Genomic DNA, 16,697 nt, shown 5'->3' with positions numbered 1-16,697 from the left:
GGCGACGCAGAGTTAGATTTCGCTCACCGTCGCGGCGTCGATCTCGCTCATCACCAGCTTGCCGTTGACGACGGCAAAGCCCATCCGGCCTTCGACCAGATCGACCGCGGCATGGCCGAACACGTCGTAGCGCCAGCCCTGCATCATCGGAATATTGTCGCGTGCGCCCGCGGCCAGCGCTTCCAGATCGTCGCTTCGCGCGATCAGCCGCGCCGCGACATTGAGCTCGCGCGCGCGGATCTTGAGAAGAAGCTTCAAAAGGTCGCCGACAAGCACGCCTTCCTTGCCGAGTCCAGGGCCACGCGGCGCGCGGTCGGGCATGTCGTCTTTCGACATGAGCTTGGCATTCGCAAGCGAATCCATCAGCCGGCCGCCGATGTCGTTGGTCCGCCAGGTCGCCGACAGGCCGCGGACACGGCCGAGGCCATCCTGGTCTTTCGGCGGATGCGCGGCCAGGTCGGCGAGCGTTTCGTCCTTGACGATGCGCCCGCGCGGCAGATTCTTGTTCCGTGCCTCGCGTTCGCGCCACGCCGCGAGGGCCTGTAACCGGCCCAGCACATCGGGCTTGCGCGACGGCACCTTGATGCGTTGCCAGGCATTTTCCGGATCGAGGTTATAATTCGACGGATCGGCGAGCTTTTCCATCTCCTCGTCAAGCCAATGGCCGCGCCCCGTCTTGACGAGCTTCTTCAGCATCATCGGAAATATTTTGGCGAGATGCGTGACGTCGCCGATCGCATAATCGATCTGGCGCTTGTCGAGCGGGCGGCGGCTCCAGTCGGTGAAGCGCGCGCCCTTGTCGAGCTGCAGTCCGATCCAGGCTTCGACGAGGTTCGAATAGCCGACCTGCTCGGCTTGCCCCAACGCCATCTGGCCGATCTGCGTGTCGAAGATCGGGTGCGGCGTCTTGCCGGTCAGATTGAATATGATTTCGACATCCTGCCCGCCGGCATGAAAGACCTTCAACACGTCTTCATTGTCGACCATCAGGTCGAGCAGCGGCTTCAGGTCCATTCCGGCGGCCATCGGATCGATCGCCGCCGCATGATCGGTGTCGGCGACCTGGATCAGGCACAATTCGGGCCAGAAGGTGTTTTCGCGCATGAATTCGGTATCGACGGCGATGAAATCGCTGCCTTTGATCAGATCGACGAAATCGACGAGCGCTGCGCTGGTTTCGATGAGCGGATGGATTTGCATGATCGAGCCTATACAGCGATTTGGCGTTGCGGGCAGGAAAAAATACCCGCTGCAAACAAAGTCGGACACAGCGTCAAATCGGCCCTTCACCCTTGACAAATGGTGCGCCGCGCTGCCTTAGGCGCGGCCATATCGGCGCGTTTTTCGGGCGCGCCTTCCCGGACATTGAAAGACGAGAAAATGCACGCCTATCGCACCCATAACTGCGGCCAGCTTCGCGCCGAGACCGTCGGCCAGAATGTCCGCCTGTCGGGCTGGGTGCATCGCAAGCGCGATCATGGCGGGCTGCTGTTCGTCGACCTTCGCGACCATTATGGCCTGACGCAGATCGTCGCGGACAGCAGCGATCCTGCCTTCGCGATCCTCGACGGCCTGCGTTCCGAAAGCGTCGTGACGGTCACCGGCGACGTCGTTGCGCGCTCGGCCGAGACGGTCAATGCGAACCTCCCTACCGGCGCAATCGAAGTGCGCGCGCGCGATGTATCGGTGCAGTCGGCCGCCGCCGAACTGCCGATGCCGGTCGCCGGTGAGCAGGAATATCCCGAGGATATCCGCCTGAAATATCGTTTCCTCGATCTGCGTCGCGAGCGCTTGCACGCCAATATCCTGCTGCGCTCGAACGTGATCGCGTCGCTCCGTCGCCGCATGGTCGACCAGGGTTTCACCGAATATCAGACGCCGATCCTGACCGCTTCGTCGCCCGAGGGCGCGCGCGACTATCTGGTGCCCAGCCGCGTCCATCCCGGCAAATTCTATGCGCTGCCGCAGGCGCCGCAGATGTTCAAGCAGCTGCTGATGGTCGCCGGGTTCGACCGCTATTTCCAGATCGCGCCATGCTTCCGCGACGAAGATGCGCGCGCCGACCGTTCGCCCGGTGAATTCTACCAGCTCGACTTCGAGATGAGCTTCGTGACGCAGGACGATGTGTTCAACGCGATCGAGCCTGTGCTGGCGGGCGTGTTCGAGGAGTTTGCCAACGGCAAGTCGGTGACTCCCGCAGGTTCGTTCCCCCGTATTCCGTACCGCGATTCGATGCTGAAGTACGGCAACGACAAGCCCGATCTGCGCAACCCGTTGATCATCACTGACGTTTCGTCGCACTTTGCCGGCTCGGGCTTCGGCCGCTTCGCCGATATTGTCGCGGCGGGCGACGTTGTGCGCGCAATCCCCGCGCCGGCGACCGCGGAGAAGAGCCGCAAATTCTTCGATGACATGAACAGCTGGGCGCAGGGCGAGGGTTTCGCGGGTCTGGGCTATGCGACGCGCAAGGGCGGCGAGTGGGGCGGCCCGATCGCCAAGAACCACGGCACCGACAAGATGGACGCCCTTGCTGCCGAACTCGGCACCGGTCCCGACGACGGCCTGTTCTTCGCCGCGGGCAAGGAAGCGACCGCCGCGAAGCTTGCCGGCTTCGCACGCACCCGCGTTGCCGAGCAGCTCGACCTGATCGACCCCAGCAAATTCGAGATGTGCTGGATCGTCGATTTCCCGATGTTCGAAGCCGACGAAGACACGGGCAAGATCGATTTCAGCCACAATCCCTTCTCGATGCCGCAGGGCGAGCTCGAAGCGCTGGAAACCAAGGATCCGCTCGATATCCTTGCATGGCAGTATGACATCGTCTGCAACGGCGTCGAACTGTCGTCGGGCGCGATCCGGAACCACCGTCCCGACATCATGTACAAGGCGTTCGAGATCGCGGGCTATTCGCAGGCCGACGTCGACAGCAATTTCGCGGGCATGATCAACGCGTTCAAATATGGCGCGCCGCCGCACGGCGGTTCGGCGCCGGGCGTCGATCGCATCGTGATGCTGCTCGCCGACGAACCCAATATCCGCGAAGTCGTCGTCTTTCCGATGAACCAGAAAGCCGAAGACCTGATGATGGGCGCGCCGGCGCCGGTCAGCGACAAGCAGCTCAAGGAACTGAGTATCCGCATCGTGGACGGCCCGAAGGGCTGAGCGTGACCGGTCAGCCGCGCGAGCACCGGCTGGAGACGCCGGAAGGCGAAATCTGCTGGTTTGAGTGGGGCGAGCAGGGAGCGGGGCCGTCGGTCCTGCTTCTCCACGCCACCGGCTTTCACGCGCGCTTGTGGGATCAGGTCGTCGCGGCGCTGCCTGCGGGCACGCATGTCGTCGCGCCCGACCATCTGGGCCACGGCCGGAGTGCCAAGCCCGCCTCGCTCTCCGATTGGTCGGAAACCAGCGCAGCGCTTCTGCCGGTCGTCGACCGTTTTGCAGGCCATCCGCTCGTCGGCTGCGGACACAGCATGGGCAGCTATGTGCTGAGCCGCCTTGCGGCCGAGCGGCCCGGTGCGTTCGGGCATGTCTTCCTGATCGACCCGGTGATCATGGACCCGGTCTTCTATGCCCATGCCGCGGGTCAGCCGATCGCCGATCCGTCCGAGCATCCGGTATCGCGCCGCCGCAATCGTTGGGATGGCTGGGAAGCCATGCTTGCAAGCTTCGCGGAGCGCCCGCCCTATGCGCATTGGCAGCCCGCAGTGCTCGCCGACTATTGCTATTACGGTCTGCTCGCCGCCGCCGACGGGGAGGGGTGGGAGCTTGCCTGTCCCCCGCGGCTCGAAGCGTCGGTCTATCTCGGCGCGGCGCATACCGACCCCTATGTCTGGCTGGACGGCATCACCGCGCCGTCGACCGTCATCCGCGCCCGCAGCGGCGACCGCACGAGCAATCTCGACTTCTCGGTCAGCCCGACCTGGCCCGGCCTCGGCGCCAGATTGGGCGCCGTTCGCGACGAGCAATGGGCCGAGCTCAGCCACTTTATCCCGATGGAAGCGCCGCAGCGCGTCGCCGACCTCATCGCCACGGCGCTTTGACAGCCTGGCCACGCTGCGATAGCCCGTCGCGGGGTCATTGATCGGGGGGTGAATTTCATGCGCACGCTGCGTCCGCTGTTTGCTGCGACTTTGCTGTGCCTGGGCACGCCTGCCGTTGCGGAGACGCTTCCGATCAGTGGCAGCGATCCGGCTGCGGCCAACGTCAATGATCTGCTCCGCCTGTCGGTCGACCGTTTCGAGGGCGAGGATGGTTCGGCTTTTGCGCAGCGACTGGAGGCCGCGCTTGGCGACGCCCGCTTTGCCGGCCTGTCCTATTACCGCATCGTCGCCCCCGAATCGGGCGCGCCGATCGACGGCTTGCTGACCGGCACGACGCGGGCGAGCGTCGACGAGGTGCCGGTGACCGAAAAGCGCAAGAAGTGCACCGAGTATGACCCGGCCGACAAGAACAAGTGCGTGAAAGAGATCGAGGTCGATATCCGCTGCCGCCGCCGCACGATCAGCGTTGCGACCACGGCGCGGCTCGTCGCGATCCAGGACGGAACGATCCGCTACACGCGCCCTCTGAACGCCCGCGACCAGCAGACATATTGCCCCGACCGCTCGGCGTCGCGCACGGTCGACGACTATATCGACTGGGCGCAGAAGGATCAGGTGCAGGCCATCCGCCGCGATCTCGCGCCGACGGGGTATAATCTCGACGTGCGCGTCGACGAGAACCGCAAAGGCCTGTCCAAGCCGGCATCGGAAAGCTTCAAGGAAGCGATCCGCCTGACGAAGAGCGATCCGGCGGCTGCCTGCGCCACCTGGGCAAGCCTGACGAGCGGAGCAGAGCCGACCGCGGCGCTTGCCTTCAATCTGGGTCTTTGCGCCGAGATGGGCCGCGACTTCGACGCCGCCACCGACTGGTACGGACAGGCGCAGCGGCTCGGCTCGAAGAACCGCGACATTGGCGAGGGGCTGGCGCGCATCGAACGCCATCGCCGCGCGCTCGCCGACTGGGATGCGCGCAAGCGGCTGATGGGCGTAAACTGAGCCAGCGCCGGGCCCATTGTTGTGCCGGAACCGGACACATCGCGCGCTTGGTCCGGCGCGTCCGCTTGGCTAGGATGGCGGCATGACCATCTCGCTCTCCGACTATGAAGCCGGCGCCAAATATGGCGGCGACTATGCCAAGGACATCGTGGCGCTGGAGGAGCGGATCGAGCGGTTGCAGGCCGCACACATCACGCATGGCCAGCGCAGCGTCATCATGCTCGAGGGTTGGGACGCCGCAGGGAAGGGCGGCATCATCCAGCGGCTGACCGCGTCGCTCGACCCCCGCTATTTCGAGGTCTGGCCGATCAGCGCCCCGACCGACGAGGAAAAATCGCGCCATTTTCTCTGGCGTTTCTGGAAGCGCCTGCCGGGAACCCGCGAAATCGCGATCTTCGACCGCAGCTGGTACGGCCGCGTCCTGGTCGAGCGGGTCGAGAGCTATGCGACCGAGGCCGAATGGCGCAAGGGCTATGACGAGATCAACGAGTTCGAGGCGCAGCTGACCGGCAACCGCACGAACCTGGTCAAGCTGTTCGTCCACATCACCCAGAAGGAACAGGACGAGCGTTTCGCCGACCGGCTGAACGATCCGTGGAAGCGATGGAAGACCGGCGCCGACGACTATCGCAACCGGTCGAAGCGCAAGGATTATCTCGCGGCGATGGAAGAGATGTTCGAGCAGACCGACACGCGCTGGGCGCCGTGGAAGGTGATCGACGGCAACAACAAGAAGGCCGCGCGCATTGCGGCACTGACACATATCATCGAGGTGCTGGAGGCTGCGGTTCCGATGACGCCGCCCGAACTCGACCCTGCGGTGGTCAAACTGGCGCACAAGGCGTTCGGGTTTTCGCCCAAGGACTGATCCTCCCCTTCGCTGCGTGACAGGGAGGATTTGAGTCCTAAAGCCACAAAAGACACGGACGGGCGTGTCCGAAGTGTGTCCTTTGTGGCTTTACGCCGCTGGGGCGGGCAGCTGCGCAAATGTTCGGGATGATCGACGATGGCAAAGAGCCGAAGCGCAAGGCTGGCATGATCGAATATTGTAGGAAAGCCCTTTTTATGGGCTTTTGCGCCCCGCCGCCTAGCCAATCCGCGGCCCAGTCGCTACATGGGGTGGAATGAGCCGCGCCAAGAGATCCGATGACTGGGGTTTTCCCCGCTGGCGCCCCTATGGTTCGAGCAACGAGGCGCAGAAGGTTCGCCTGTGCGACCGCCATGGTTGCACCAACGCCGGCAACTGCCCGGCGCCCAAGTCACCGAACAGCCCCGACCGCTGGTATTTCTGCGAAACCCATGCCGCCGAATATAATCGTGGATGGGACTATTTCGAAGGATTGAGCGCCGAAGATGCCGCCGAACGCGCCGCCGACGAGGCACGCGGTGCGCGCAGCTATGCCCGCGCGCAGCATTATGCGTGGGGCGGATCGGGCGACGGCAGCCGCAGCGCAGACGAGATGCGCGCGCTCGAAATCCTCGACCTTGAACCCGACGCCGATTTCGAAACGGTCAAGAAAGCCTGGCGCGCGCTCGCCAAGGAAACGCATCCCGATGTGAAGCCGGGCGACGCCAATGCCGCCAAGCGTTTCGCGGCGGGGCAGGCGGCGTTCGAGGTGCTGAAGCAGGCCGAAGAGCGGAAGACCTGGAAGCCGGCCGGGGCTTAGTGGCCGCAAGCGACTGAAAGCCGACACTCCAAATCCTCACCGTTTCGGGGAGGATTTTTCCCTTCGCCACCCCGAACAGCTTTACTTGTAAATACACCGATCCAGCCCGTCGCGCCCGACCACGCCGATCCGCGCGCGGATCGAATTGCCGTAGCGCCGCGTGAAGCCGGACGGGCTCACCGCTTCGCGCTTCTTGGGCAGCGGCAGGATCGCGGCGATGCGCGCCGCTTCGGCGGGGGTCAGCTTGCCCGCGCCATGTCTGAAATAGCGCTGCGCTCCGGCTTCGACGCCATAGGTGCCAAGCCCGGTCTCGGCGACGTTCAGATAGACTTCCATGATCCGCCGCTTGCCCCAGATCTTTTCGATCAGGAACGTGAACCACACCTCGGGCACCTTGCGGATATAGCGGGTCCAGCCGCTGCCCTGCCACAAGAAGACATTCTTGGCGGTCTGCTGGCTGATCGTCGATCCGCCGCGCATCCTTTTGCCCTTGGCGTTGCGCTCGATCGCCTGTTCGATCGCTTCGCGGTCGAAGCCGTCGTGGCTGCAGAATTTGCCATCCTCGGCCGCGATCGCCGCGCGCACCATATTGCGGTCGATGCCCGAAAGGCTGGTCCAGTCCTTGGTGATCCCGTTGCCGTCGGTCAGCATGGTGATCGTCACCGGTGGCGGCACGACGGCATAAATCGCGACCCACACGACCGAGAGGAGGATGAACCACAGCAGCCATTTGAACGGCCGCAGATACCAGGGGAGCTTGCGCCTCTTCGCGCGCGATTGGGTTGCCATGAAGCGCAAACTAGCCGCTCGTGGGCAGGTGGCAAGCCGGGATGATGGATAAAATAATCGTCAGCCCGGACATGATCCGGGGTCCATCGCGACGGCGCCGAATGGACCCCGGATCACGTCGGCGATTATCCCACGGGGACAGGGAATGGGTGTGCCCCCGCGAAGGCTGGGGTCCAGCGACAAGGAAAGGCGCGCGTGCGGCAGCGCGCCCTTCGACGCTTCGCGTCGAAGCTTGGACCCCCGCCTGCGCGGGGGACCACATACTTGCTCCAATGGGATATATCCGGATCACGTCCGGGGTGACGCAGGGGGATGCCCGGCTCAGGCGTTGATCAGCCGCCGGTCGCCCGCGAGCTTCAGCATCGCCTTTTGCAGCTTTTCGAACGCGCGCACTTCGATCTGGCGCACGCGCTCGCGGCTGACGTCATAGACCTGGCTCAGATCCTCGAGCGTCTTGGGGTCGTCGGTCAGGCGGCGTTCGGTCAGGATATGACGTTCGCGCTCGTTCAGCGTTTCGAGCGCTTCGTTCAGCAGCGAGTGCCGCACATCGCGTTCCTCGGCCTCGGCGACGCGTTCGTCCTGCAACGGGCCTTCGTCGCCGAGCAGATCCTGCCACTGGCTGTCGCCATCCTCGCCCATCGGGACGTTGAGCGACGTGTCGCCGCCCATCGCCATGCGGCGGTTCATGCTGGTGACTTCTTCCTCGGTCACGCCAAGGTCGGTCGCGATCTTGGTCAGATGTTCTGGGCTGAGGTCGCCGTCCTCGAAGGCTTCGAGGCTGTTCTTCATTCGGCGAAGGTTGAAGAACAGCTTCTTCTGCGCCGCGGTCGTCCCCATCTTCACGAGGCTCCACGAGCGGAGAATGAATTCCTGGATCGAGGCGCGAATCCACCACATCGCATAAGTGGCGAGGCGGAAGCCGCGTTCGGGGTCGAACTTCTTCACGCCCTGCATCAGGCCGATATTGCCTTCGCTGATCAGCTCGCTGACGGGCAGGCCATAGCCGCGATAGCCCATCGCGATCTTTGCGACGAGGCGGAGGTGCGACGTCACGAGCTGCGCCGCAGCTTCATTGTCGCCATGCTCCTGGAAACGCTTGGCGAGCATATATTCCTGCTCGGGCGTCAGAAGCGGAAATTTGCGGATCTCGGCCAGATAGCGGTTCAGGCTCGCCTCACCGCCGAGCGCGGGCACCGTTGCCGGAACATTGCTTTTGTTAGCCATTGCGTCTTCCCTAATTATTCAGAGGAGAAATATGCCGCGGTTGGTCCCTGCGGTCGAGATAGATTTTCATTCGAAACTTAAACACGCAGTTCATCGATCAGTTCCCGCATGTCCGCGGGGAGTTCGCTGTCGAGCGCGATCCTGTTACCGGTCACCGGATGAATAAAGCCCAAATGGGCAGCGTGCAACGCCTGACGCACGAAATTACGGGCTTTTAATGTTTCGGACAGCGGCTTTTTGGCGCGTCCATAGACCGGATCGCCGACGAGCGGATGGCCGATATGCGCCATATGCACGCGCACCTGATGCGTGCGCCCGGTTTCGAGCCGGCATTCGACCAGCGTCGCATTCTTCAGCGGCTCGATCGTCCGATAGTGCGTGATCGCATGCTTGCCGCGGCCCTCGGCGACGACCGCCATCTTCTTGCGGTTCGTGCTCGATCGGCCGAGCGCGGCGTCGATCGTGCCGCTCGCGGGCATCGGCCGCCCGGCGGCGATCGCGATGTAGCGGCGGTCGATGCTGTGCGCAGCGAACTGTTTTGCGAGCCCTTCATGCGCCTTGTCATGCTTTGCCGCGACGATCAGCCCGCTGGTGTCCTTGTCGATCCGGTGGACGATGCCGGGGCGCGCGACGCCGCCGATCCCCGACAACTGCCCGGCGCAATGATGGAGCAGCGCGTTGACCATCGTCCCGTCGAGATTGCCCGCCGCGGGGTGGACGACCATCCCCGTCGGCTTGTCGATGACGATCAGATGCTCGTCCTCATAAGCGATGACGAGGCCCATATCCTGCGCGACATTGTGCGCTGGAGCGGGAGCGGGGAGGCGGACCGCAAGCTTTGCCGCCGCCGCCGCCTTGGCCGAGGGGTCCCACAGGACCGTCCCGGCGGCGTCGGTGACGCGGCCGCCCTTGATCAGCGTCTTCAATCGTTCGCGCGAAAGATCGGGGAGCGCTTCGGCGAGCGCCCGGTCGAGGCGTAGCCCGTCCGCGCTGTCCGAAAGCGTCACAGTCAGTATTTCGTCGTCCCCCAACATTGACCGGAATGTGGTTTTCGGACGCCGAATTTCAAGTGGCGGGGTGACGAAGACGGTCGGGTCTGGCTCATCGCGCTTGCTCTTAACCATGTCCGTGCCTTAGGGAGCGAGCGCGAGCTGGAAAGGTCCGGTCTGCGGGGAGTGCATCGATCCATGTCCGACGATCGCGTCGATTTCGCTTCCATGCTGGCGTCGCGCCTTTGCCATGATTTGCTCAGCCCGGTCGGCGCCTTCGCCAACGGACTCGAACTGCTGGCAGACGAAAAAGACCCCGAAATGCGTGCGCGCTGTATCGACTTGCTCGAACAGAGCGCGCGGACATCGGCGAACAAGCTCAAATTCTTCCGCCTTGCCTTTGGATCGGCGGGCGGTTTCGGCGACCTTGTGCCCGCCGATGAAGCGAAATCGGCAATCCAGGGGATTATCGGCGACCGCGCGATCGACCTGAACTGGATGATCGGCGGCGATCCGATGCCGAAGCCCGCGGTGAAGATCATCCTCAACCTGTCGCTGCTGCTCGTCGATGCGCTGGTGCGCGGCGGCAGGCTCGACATCGGTTGCGAAAATCAGGGCGACGGCATCGAAATCGCGCTGCACGTCGAGGCCGACCGGATCTTCCTCGACGCCGACGTCGAGCGGATATTGGCCGAGGGCGAGGGCGCCAGTCCGATGACGTCGCGCACTGCGCCGGCGGTGCTCGTTCAGGCGGTCGCGAAGCAGAACGACGGCACCGTCATGCTGGCGCGAGAAACGCCGACGTCCTTGCTCGTCGGAGCGGTTCTCAGGGGCGGGTAGCAGGCCAAGTTCGGCAGCCCTTTTTTCCTTCCGGATTCTCCCAAGAGCAAACCCTCCATTAACCATTGTCGGCCATTGTGATCCCGAGATTTTGGGGCGCACCGGTACCGTAATGGACGATTTGCTGAACGATTTTCTGGCCGAAACGGCGGAAATCCTTGCCAAGGCTGGCGGGGCGCTGGTCGCGTGGGAAGCGGATCCTGCCGACCGGGCGCAGCTCGACGCGATTTTTCGCCTCGTCCACACGATCAAGGGCAGCTCGGGCTTCCTGTCGCTGCCGCGCATCACCGCGCTGTCGCATGCTGCGGAGGATGCGCTCGACCAGGTGCGCCGCGGCAACCGCCCCGCCGACGCCGCGCTGGTGACCGGCGTGCTCGGGATCATCGACCGCCTGACCCAGCTCAGCGATATCCTCGGCAAGAAGGGCATCGAGCCTGCCGGCGACGACAACGACGTGATTTCGGCGCTCTCCATTGCCGAAGACGTTGGCGGTGCGCCGGCCAAGACGAGCGAGATCATGCTTCGCCGCGATGACGATCTGGCGGCCGACCTTCAGGGCTGGCGCTCGATCCGCGTGCCGCTGCCCTTGCTCGACAGCGTGATGACAGGCGTCACCGACATCGTTCTCGCGCGCAACGAGTTTGCGCGCATGCTGCGCGATTCGGGGGCTGCGCCTTCGCTGATCGCTTCGTTCGACCGGCTGTCGGATTCGATTGCCGGAATGCGCCAGTCGGTCAGCCAGATGCGGATGCAGCGCATCGACAAGCTGTTCGCGCCGTTGCCGCGCGTCGTTCGCGATCTTGCAAAGGATCTGGGCAAGAAAATCCGCTTCGCCACCAGCGGCGGCGAAGTCGAACTCGACCGCGAGATGATGGAAAATATCCGCGATCCGCTGATCCACATCGTTCGCAACGCCATCGACCATGGCATCGAGAGTCTCGATGGCCGCGTCGCCGCTGGCAAGGACGCCACCGCGACCATCTCGGTCTCGGCGCGCCAGTCGGGCAACCAGATCGAGATTGAAGTGCGCGACGATGGCCGCGGCCTGTCGGCCGATGCGCTGGTCGCAAAGGCCATGTCATCGCGCATCCTGTCGGCCGCCGACGCGCGCGCGCTGACGCCGAAGGAAAAGTTTGAACTCATTTTCCGTCCCGGTTTCTCGACGGCTGCCAAGATCACCTCGATTTCGGGGCGCGGCGTCGGCATGGATATCGTCAAGGCGAATGTCGAGAAGATCGGCGGCATCGTTGAACTGCGCAACGAAGAAGGACGCGGGCTCGCCGTCGTGCTGCGCGTGCCGATGACGCTGACGATCATCTCGGGCCTGATGGTCCGCGCCGCGGGGCAATATTTTGCCATTCCCAGAGGCTCGGTGCGCGAAATCCTTCTGGAGACGAGCGACAGCGTGCGTACCGAGCGCGTCGGCGGCGGCGAGATCGTCACGGTGCGCGGCGAACAATTCCCGTTGCTCCGTCTCGAGGCCATGCTTGGCCGCGCGCGAGACCATCGCGACGATCCTGAAGACCGCGCGCTCGTTCTGGTCCGGCCGGGGCAGGGGCAAAGCTATGCGCTCAGCGTTGCGGCGATCCACGACCATGAGGAACTGGTGATCAAGCCGGCCGCGCCGATCATCATGGCGACCGGGCTCTATGCGGGCACGACGCTTCCCGACAATGGGCGTCCGGTGCTGTTGCTCGACGTCCAGGGCATATTGGCCGCGGCAGCGATCGATGCGTCCGAAGCCGGCAGGACGATGGACCAGGCGGTCGAGGCCGAAGCCGCCGCCGCCGCCGCGCGCAACGCCGCGCAGCTCCTCCTCTTCCGCGACACCAACGGGCGCACGCGCGGCGTCCGCCTGTCGGTGATCGAGCGCGTCGAGGAAGTTCCCGCGCTCGCGCTGTTCGAAAGCGCCGGGCGGATCCAGGCACAGATCGGCGACGATATCTTCCCTGTCCACGCCTCCACGCTTCCGGGCGAGCTGGGCGCGCTGAAGCTGCTTCGTCTCAACGACGGCCATATGGTGCTTTGCTATCCGATCGACGCGGTGATCGACATCGTGCGCCTGCCCGAACTCGTCCAGCCCGCCGCGGCGCCCGGCCTGATCGCGGGCGTCGTGCTCGTCGGCGGCGAGCCGGTCGAGCTGATCGATCCTTTCTGGCTGATGGAGCAATATTCGGGTGGCGCCGTCGCGCCCGCCGCGCGCCAGCCGGTGTGCCGGATCGCCGACGACCATGACGGGTGGGGCGGCAATTTCCTTGCCCCGATCTTGCAGAATGCGGGCTACCGCGTCGTGGCAGAAAGCTCGGAAGAGACCGCCGACGTTCTGCTCTGCCTCATCGGCGACGATGGCGCGTGCGCCCATGCCGGCGGCGAGGTTCCGGTGATCCGCTTGCGCGCTTCGGTCGCGGCGGCCAGCCCCGACGACGACACCGTCTATCGCTACGATCGTGGCGCGCTGCTCGATGCGCTCCGCCGCCGCGTCGGGGGAGCCGGTCGATGATGGACAAGCTGTACCTGATCGCGCGGATCGCCGACACGCGCGTGGCGCTGCGGTCGCGGTCGATCAACTCGGTCGTTACCGTCGGCACGCCGGTCGAAGTGCCGGCCGCGCCGCCGCATGTTGCCGGGCTTTTCGCGCTGCGCAGCCGTGTGTTCACGCTGATCGATCCGCATGTCGTGGTCGGCCTGCCCGCGGTCCCGGTCGCACCGGGCCAGCGCGTCGTCGTCGTCGACGTCGCCGATCATGGCTATGCGCTGCTCGCCGACGAGATCGAGGATGTCTGTTTCATCGATGCGCCCGAAACGCGCATCACCGGCAAGTTGCTGCCCGGCTGGGCGCGCGTGGCCGAAGCGATGATCGAACATGAAGGCCATTCGCTTCTGGTGGTCGATCCATCCTATTTTATCACTTTGCCCGCCAAGAACGCGGCGTGAATTAACGAGCTGAATACCCCTTCAGATTAGCATGATGCGAAACCGGGGTGCGGAGGTAATGATGTCGAAGTCTTGTCTGGTCGTCGATGACAGTAAAGTCATTCGCAAGGTCGCTCGACATATTCTTGAAAGTATGTCTTTTTCTGTCGATGAGGCGGCTGACGGACAAGAGGCGCTGACCTTTTGCCGCGCCAACCGTCCTGACGTGATTCTGCTCGACTGGAACATGCCGGTGATGAGCGGGATGGAGTTCCTGACCGCTTTCAACGATCTGGATTTCGGGTTCGAAGAGCGGCCGCGGGTCGTTTTCTGTACGACCGAAAACAGCATCGACCATATTCGCGCCGCCATCGAGGCGGGCGCCGACGAATATGTGATGAAGCCGTTCGACCGCGAGACGCTCGAAGGAAAGTTGCAGCTCGTCGGCGTCGCCTGAGGCACCGCCGATGGCCCGCCCGCAACCCCTTATGTCTGACCCTGCCGGGGCCGAGCTGCCGGTCGGACGCAGCGTTCGCGTGATGCTTGTCGACGACAGCCTTGTCGTCCGCAGCATCCTTGAACGCATCGTCGACCAGACCCCGGGCTTGCAGGTCTGTGCGTCGGTCGCCTCGGCGCACGACGCGCTTGCCGTCCTCGCGCGCGAGCCGATCGACGTCGTCGTCCTCGATATCGAAATGCCGGGAATGAACGGCATCGACGCGCTGCCGCACATTCTCGACCGCGCCGCCAATGCGCGCGTGCTGATCCTCTCGTCGAACTGCGTCGAGGGCGGCCCGGCGGCGATCGAGGCACTCGCGCTCGGCGCCAGCGACACGCTCGCCAAGCCCGGCCGTGGCAGTTTTTCGGGTCGCTTCGCCGAAATATTGACCGAACGCATCCTGTCGCTGGGCCAGCAACTGGCGATTCCCGCGGCGACGCGCGTCGCCTATCGTCCACCGGTTCCGCCGACGCCGGTCGCGGTCGACGCCGACCAGGCGCTCGACTGCATTGCGGTTGCCGCTTCGACCGGCGGTATTCCCGCCTTCACCAATTTCATCACGCACCTCGACGCGCGCATTACCGCGCCGATTCTGCTCACCCAGCATCTGCCCGACGCGTTCATGGAATTTTACGCCAAGCAGATCGCGACGATGACGAAGCGTCGCGTCCGCGTCGCCGAAGCAGGGATGGCGGTCGAGCCGAACCACATCTATCTCGCGCCCGGCGACGCGCATCTGACGATCGTGTCGACCGGCCGCCGCCGCGAAATCGCACTGGATCGCCGGCCCGCGGAGAATGGCTGTTGCCCCTCGGCCGACCCGATGTTCGCCTCTGTCGCGGAAGTCTATGGCGCAGGCGCCGTGGCCGTCGTGCTCAGCGGCATGGGGCGTGACGGCGTGAACGGGGCCGAGCGGCTGAAAGCGGCCGGCGGTACGATCTTTGCGCAGGCTCCCGAAAGCTGCGTCATCTGGGGCATGCCCGGCGCCGTGGCCAAGGCGGGTCTTGCGGCCGCAACGCTCAACCCCGACGCGATCGCCCTGATGCTCGGCAGCTATGTCATGGGGCGCGGCCGGCCATGATGGGCGGGAGCGCCAGCGAATCGGCCTATCGCGTGCTGATGGGCGTGCTCGAATCGCGAACCGGACAGACGCTGTCGCCGAACCGCATCTGGCGGATCGAAATGTCGCTGAAGCCGGTGATGCAACGCCACGGCATTGCCGACCTCGACGCGCTCGTTGCCGCGCTGGTCACGTCGAACAGCCGCCAGTTGCTCGACGACACGGTCGATGCGATGCTGAACAACGAGACATTTTTCTATCGCGAACACAGCGTGTTCGATGATATAGCTAATACCGCGCTCGAACATATTCGACAGGTCAATGCGCACCAGCGGCGGATCACGATCTGGCATTGCGGCGTGTCGACCGGACAGGAAGCCTATTCGATGGCGATGCTGCTGGCCGAGCAGGACGTGAAATGGGCGGGCTGGCAGATCGACGTCGTCGGCACCGATGTCAGCTATCATGCGATCAGCCGTGCCCGCGTCGGCCTTTACACCCAGTTTGAAATCCAGCGCGGGCTGCCCGTGCAGCGCATGGTGCGCTGGTTCGACCAGACCGAGGCCGGCTGGCTCGCGAAGGCGGACCTGCGCCGCAGGATCGACTTTTCGGTGCAGAATATGCTTGTCGACCGGCCGCCGCTGGCGGGTTCGGCCGATCTGATCTTCTGCCGCAACCTGCTGCTCTATTTCTCGCTGCCGATGCGGCAAAAGGCGTTCGCGCGCCTGCGCGCCATGGCGGCGCCGCAAAGCTTCCTGATTCTGGGGGCGGGCGAGACGGTGCTCGGCCAGACCGACCAGTTCGTCGCGAGCCCGCGGCTTCGCGGGCTTTACGAGCCTGCCGACCAGCAGGTGCGCCGTCCGCCGATCGCACCCTCGCTCGCCGCCTGACCTTGCTTTTTGCGCCCCGCTGGCGCAATCGACGCTGAGGCAAGCACAGGACGGACCCACAGAGCGCATGAGCGATTTTATCGAACGCTGGTCTCCCAATTTCGACGAGCGTTCGCTGCCCGTTTCGATGATCGTGCTCCATTACACCGGCATGAAGTCTGGCGCCGAAGCCCTTGATCGGCTTGCCGATCCCGACGCAAAAGTGTCGGCGCATTATGTGGTCGGCGAGGACGGCCAGATCACGCATATGGTGCCCGAGGACAAGCGCGCATGGCACGCGGGCAAGTCGCACTGGCGCGGGGTCAGCGATATCAATTCGGCGAGCGTCGGGATCGAGATCGTCAATCCGGGGCATGAATTCGGCTATGTGCCGTTTCCCGATCCGCAGGTCGCCTCGGTCGTCCGCCTTGTCCATATGATCAAGGACACTCACGCCATCACGCGCGGCAATGTCGTCGGCCATTCGGACGTCGCGCCGACGCGCAAGCAGGATCCTGGTGAACTGTTCCCGTGGGAAGAGCTCGCACGCCGGCGCCTCGCGCTGCCGCGTCCGACCAAAAAGCTTACCGATCCCTTATGGACCGACGCGGGATTTCTGCTCGCGCTCGAACGTTTCGGCTATGATGTAACCGACGGATTTGCGGCGACCGTGGCGTTTCAGCGCCGGTTCCGCACCGAGCTGATCGATGGCACGATCGACGGCGAATGCCGGGCGATCCTGCTCGCGCTGCTGCTGCCCCAGCCCGAGGGCAATTGACTGGTCAAATCCGGCCGCAGCGCCTATACCCGT

16 protein-coding genes are annotated in these 16,697 nt (G+C 64.4%); 12 read left to right on the top strand and 4 right to left on the bottom strand.

Features of this window, described 5'->3' with window-relative positions; genetic code table 11:
- Nucleotides 1–12: 12 nt before the first annotated feature.
- Nucleotides 13–1,200, bottom strand: a complete 1,188-nt coding sequence (gene rnd, locus ACO055_RS06280) for a ribonuclease D (protein ID WP_422061729.1) — start codon at nucleotides 1,198–1,200, stop codon at nucleotides 13–15.
- A 180-nt stretch (nucleotides 1,201–1,380) separates the two neighbouring features.
- Between rnd and aspS the strand changes: the two genes are divergently transcribed.
- The 5 genes from aspS (at nucleotide 1,381) to ACO055_RS06255 (ending at nucleotide 6,703) form a co-directional block, all read left to right on the top strand.
- On the top strand, nucleotides 1,381–3,162 hold the full coding sequence (aspS, locus tag ACO055_RS06275) for an aspartate--tRNA ligase (RefSeq protein WP_422062431.1): 1,782 nt from the start codon (nucleotides 1,381–1,383) through the stop codon (nucleotides 3,160–3,162).
- Between the two features lie 2 nt (nucleotides 3,163–3,164).
- Entirely contained in the window at nucleotides 3,165–4,040 is an 876-nt protein-coding gene (locus tag ACO055_RS06270; RefSeq protein WP_422061728.1) for an alpha/beta fold hydrolase, read from the top strand.
- Nucleotides 4,041–4,097: 57 nt separating this feature from the next.
- Complete coding sequence (locus ACO055_RS06265; RefSeq protein WP_422061727.1) at nucleotides 4,098–5,036, top strand: hypothetical protein; 939 nt, start codon at nucleotides 4,098–4,100, stop codon at nucleotides 5,034–5,036.
- 82 nt (nucleotides 5,037–5,118) lie between these two features.
- A complete protein-coding gene (locus tag ACO055_RS06260; RefSeq protein WP_422061726.1) occupies nucleotides 5,119–5,904 on the top strand; it encodes a polyphosphate kinase 2 family protein in 786 nt (261 codons plus the stop codon).
- Between the two features lie 256 nt (nucleotides 5,905–6,160).
- On the top strand, nucleotides 6,161–6,703 hold the full coding sequence (locus ACO055_RS06255; protein WP_422061725.1) for a J domain-containing protein: 543 nt from the start codon (nucleotides 6,161–6,163) through the stop codon (nucleotides 6,701–6,703).
- An 81-nt stretch (nucleotides 6,704–6,784) separates the two neighbouring features.
- Here the strand turns inward: ACO055_RS06255 and mtgA are convergent, their stop codons facing one another.
- From mtgA to ACO055_RS06240, 3 genes are all read right to left on the bottom strand, one after another.
- Entirely contained in the window at nucleotides 6,785–7,492 is a 708-nt protein-coding gene (gene mtgA / locus ACO055_RS06250) for a monofunctional biosynthetic peptidoglycan transglycosylase (RefSeq protein ID WP_422061724.1), read from the bottom strand.
- 321 nt (nucleotides 7,493–7,813) lie between these two features.
- Nucleotides 7,814–8,716, bottom strand: coding sequence for an RNA polymerase sigma factor RpoH (gene rpoH, locus ACO055_RS06245; protein WP_422061723.1), 903 nt, complete (start codon nucleotides 8,714–8,716; stop codon nucleotides 7,814–7,816).
- A gap of 77 nt (nucleotides 8,717–8,793) precedes the next feature.
- Nucleotides 8,794–9,750: an RluA family pseudouridine synthase gene (locus ACO055_RS06240; protein WP_422061722.1), complete on the bottom strand. Its 957-nt coding sequence runs from the start codon at nucleotides 9,748–9,750 to the stop codon at nucleotides 8,794–8,796.
- A 153-nt stretch (nucleotides 9,751–9,903) separates the two neighbouring features.
- On the opposite strand from ACO055_RS06240, the gene ACO055_RS06235 reads away from it, so the two are divergent.
- The 7 genes from ACO055_RS06235 to ACO055_RS06205 all read left to right on the top strand — a co-directional run bounded on the left by ACO055_RS06235 (nucleotide 9,904) and on the right by ACO055_RS06205 (nucleotide 16,664).
- Nucleotides 9,904–10,545, top strand: a complete 642-nt coding sequence (locus tag ACO055_RS06235; protein WP_422061721.1) for a histidine phosphotransferase family protein — start codon at nucleotides 9,904–9,906, stop codon at nucleotides 10,543–10,545.
- Nucleotides 10,546–10,657: 112 nt separating this feature from the next.
- On the top strand, nucleotides 10,658–13,045 hold the full coding sequence (locus ACO055_RS06230) for a chemotaxis protein CheA (protein ID WP_422061720.1): 2,388 nt from the start codon (nucleotides 10,658–10,660) through the stop codon (nucleotides 13,043–13,045).
- Nucleotides 13,042–13,479: a chemotaxis protein CheW gene (locus tag ACO055_RS06225; protein WP_422061719.1), complete on the top strand. Its 438-nt coding sequence runs from the start codon at nucleotides 13,042–13,044 to the stop codon at nucleotides 13,477–13,479. The genes ACO055_RS06230 and ACO055_RS06225 overlap by 4 nt, the downstream gene beginning before the upstream one ends.
- Before the next feature lie 61 nt (nucleotides 13,480–13,540).
- The gene (locus ACO055_RS06220; protein WP_422062430.1) at nucleotides 13,541–13,915 is read left to right on the top strand and encodes a response regulator; all 375 of its coding nucleotides are present in this window, start codon (nucleotides 13,541–13,543) and stop codon (nucleotides 13,913–13,915) included.
- Between the two features lie 31 nt (nucleotides 13,916–13,946).
- Nucleotides 13,947–15,038 carry a chemotaxis-specific protein-glutamate methyltransferase CheB gene (gene cheB, locus ACO055_RS06215; protein WP_422061718.1) on the top strand — a complete coding sequence of 364 codons (1,092 nt, stop codon included), beginning with the start codon at nucleotides 13,947–13,949 and terminating at the stop codon, nucleotides 15,036–15,038.
- On the top strand, nucleotides 15,035–15,907 hold the full coding sequence (locus tag ACO055_RS06210; RefSeq protein ID WP_422061717.1) for a CheR family methyltransferase: 873 nt from the start codon (nucleotides 15,035–15,037) through the stop codon (nucleotides 15,905–15,907). The genes cheB and ACO055_RS06210 overlap by 4 nt, the downstream gene beginning before the upstream one ends.
- Nucleotides 15,908–15,974: 67 nt before the next feature.
- Nucleotides 15,975–16,664, top strand: coding sequence for an N-acetylmuramoyl-L-alanine amidase (locus ACO055_RS06205; protein ID WP_422061716.1), 690 nt, complete (start codon nucleotides 15,975–15,977; stop codon nucleotides 16,662–16,664).
- The last annotated feature ends 33 nt before the right edge of the window (nucleotides 16,665–16,697 follow it).

Source organism: Sphingopyxis sp., from assembly GCF_965227415.1.
In the GTDB taxonomy this organism is placed as follows: Bacteria; Pseudomonadota; Alphaproteobacteria; order Sphingomonadales; family Sphingomonadaceae; genus Sphingopyxis.
The sequence above is the reverse complement of the archived record's forward strand: the minus strand, read 5'-3'. Positions and strand labels throughout refer to the sequence as shown.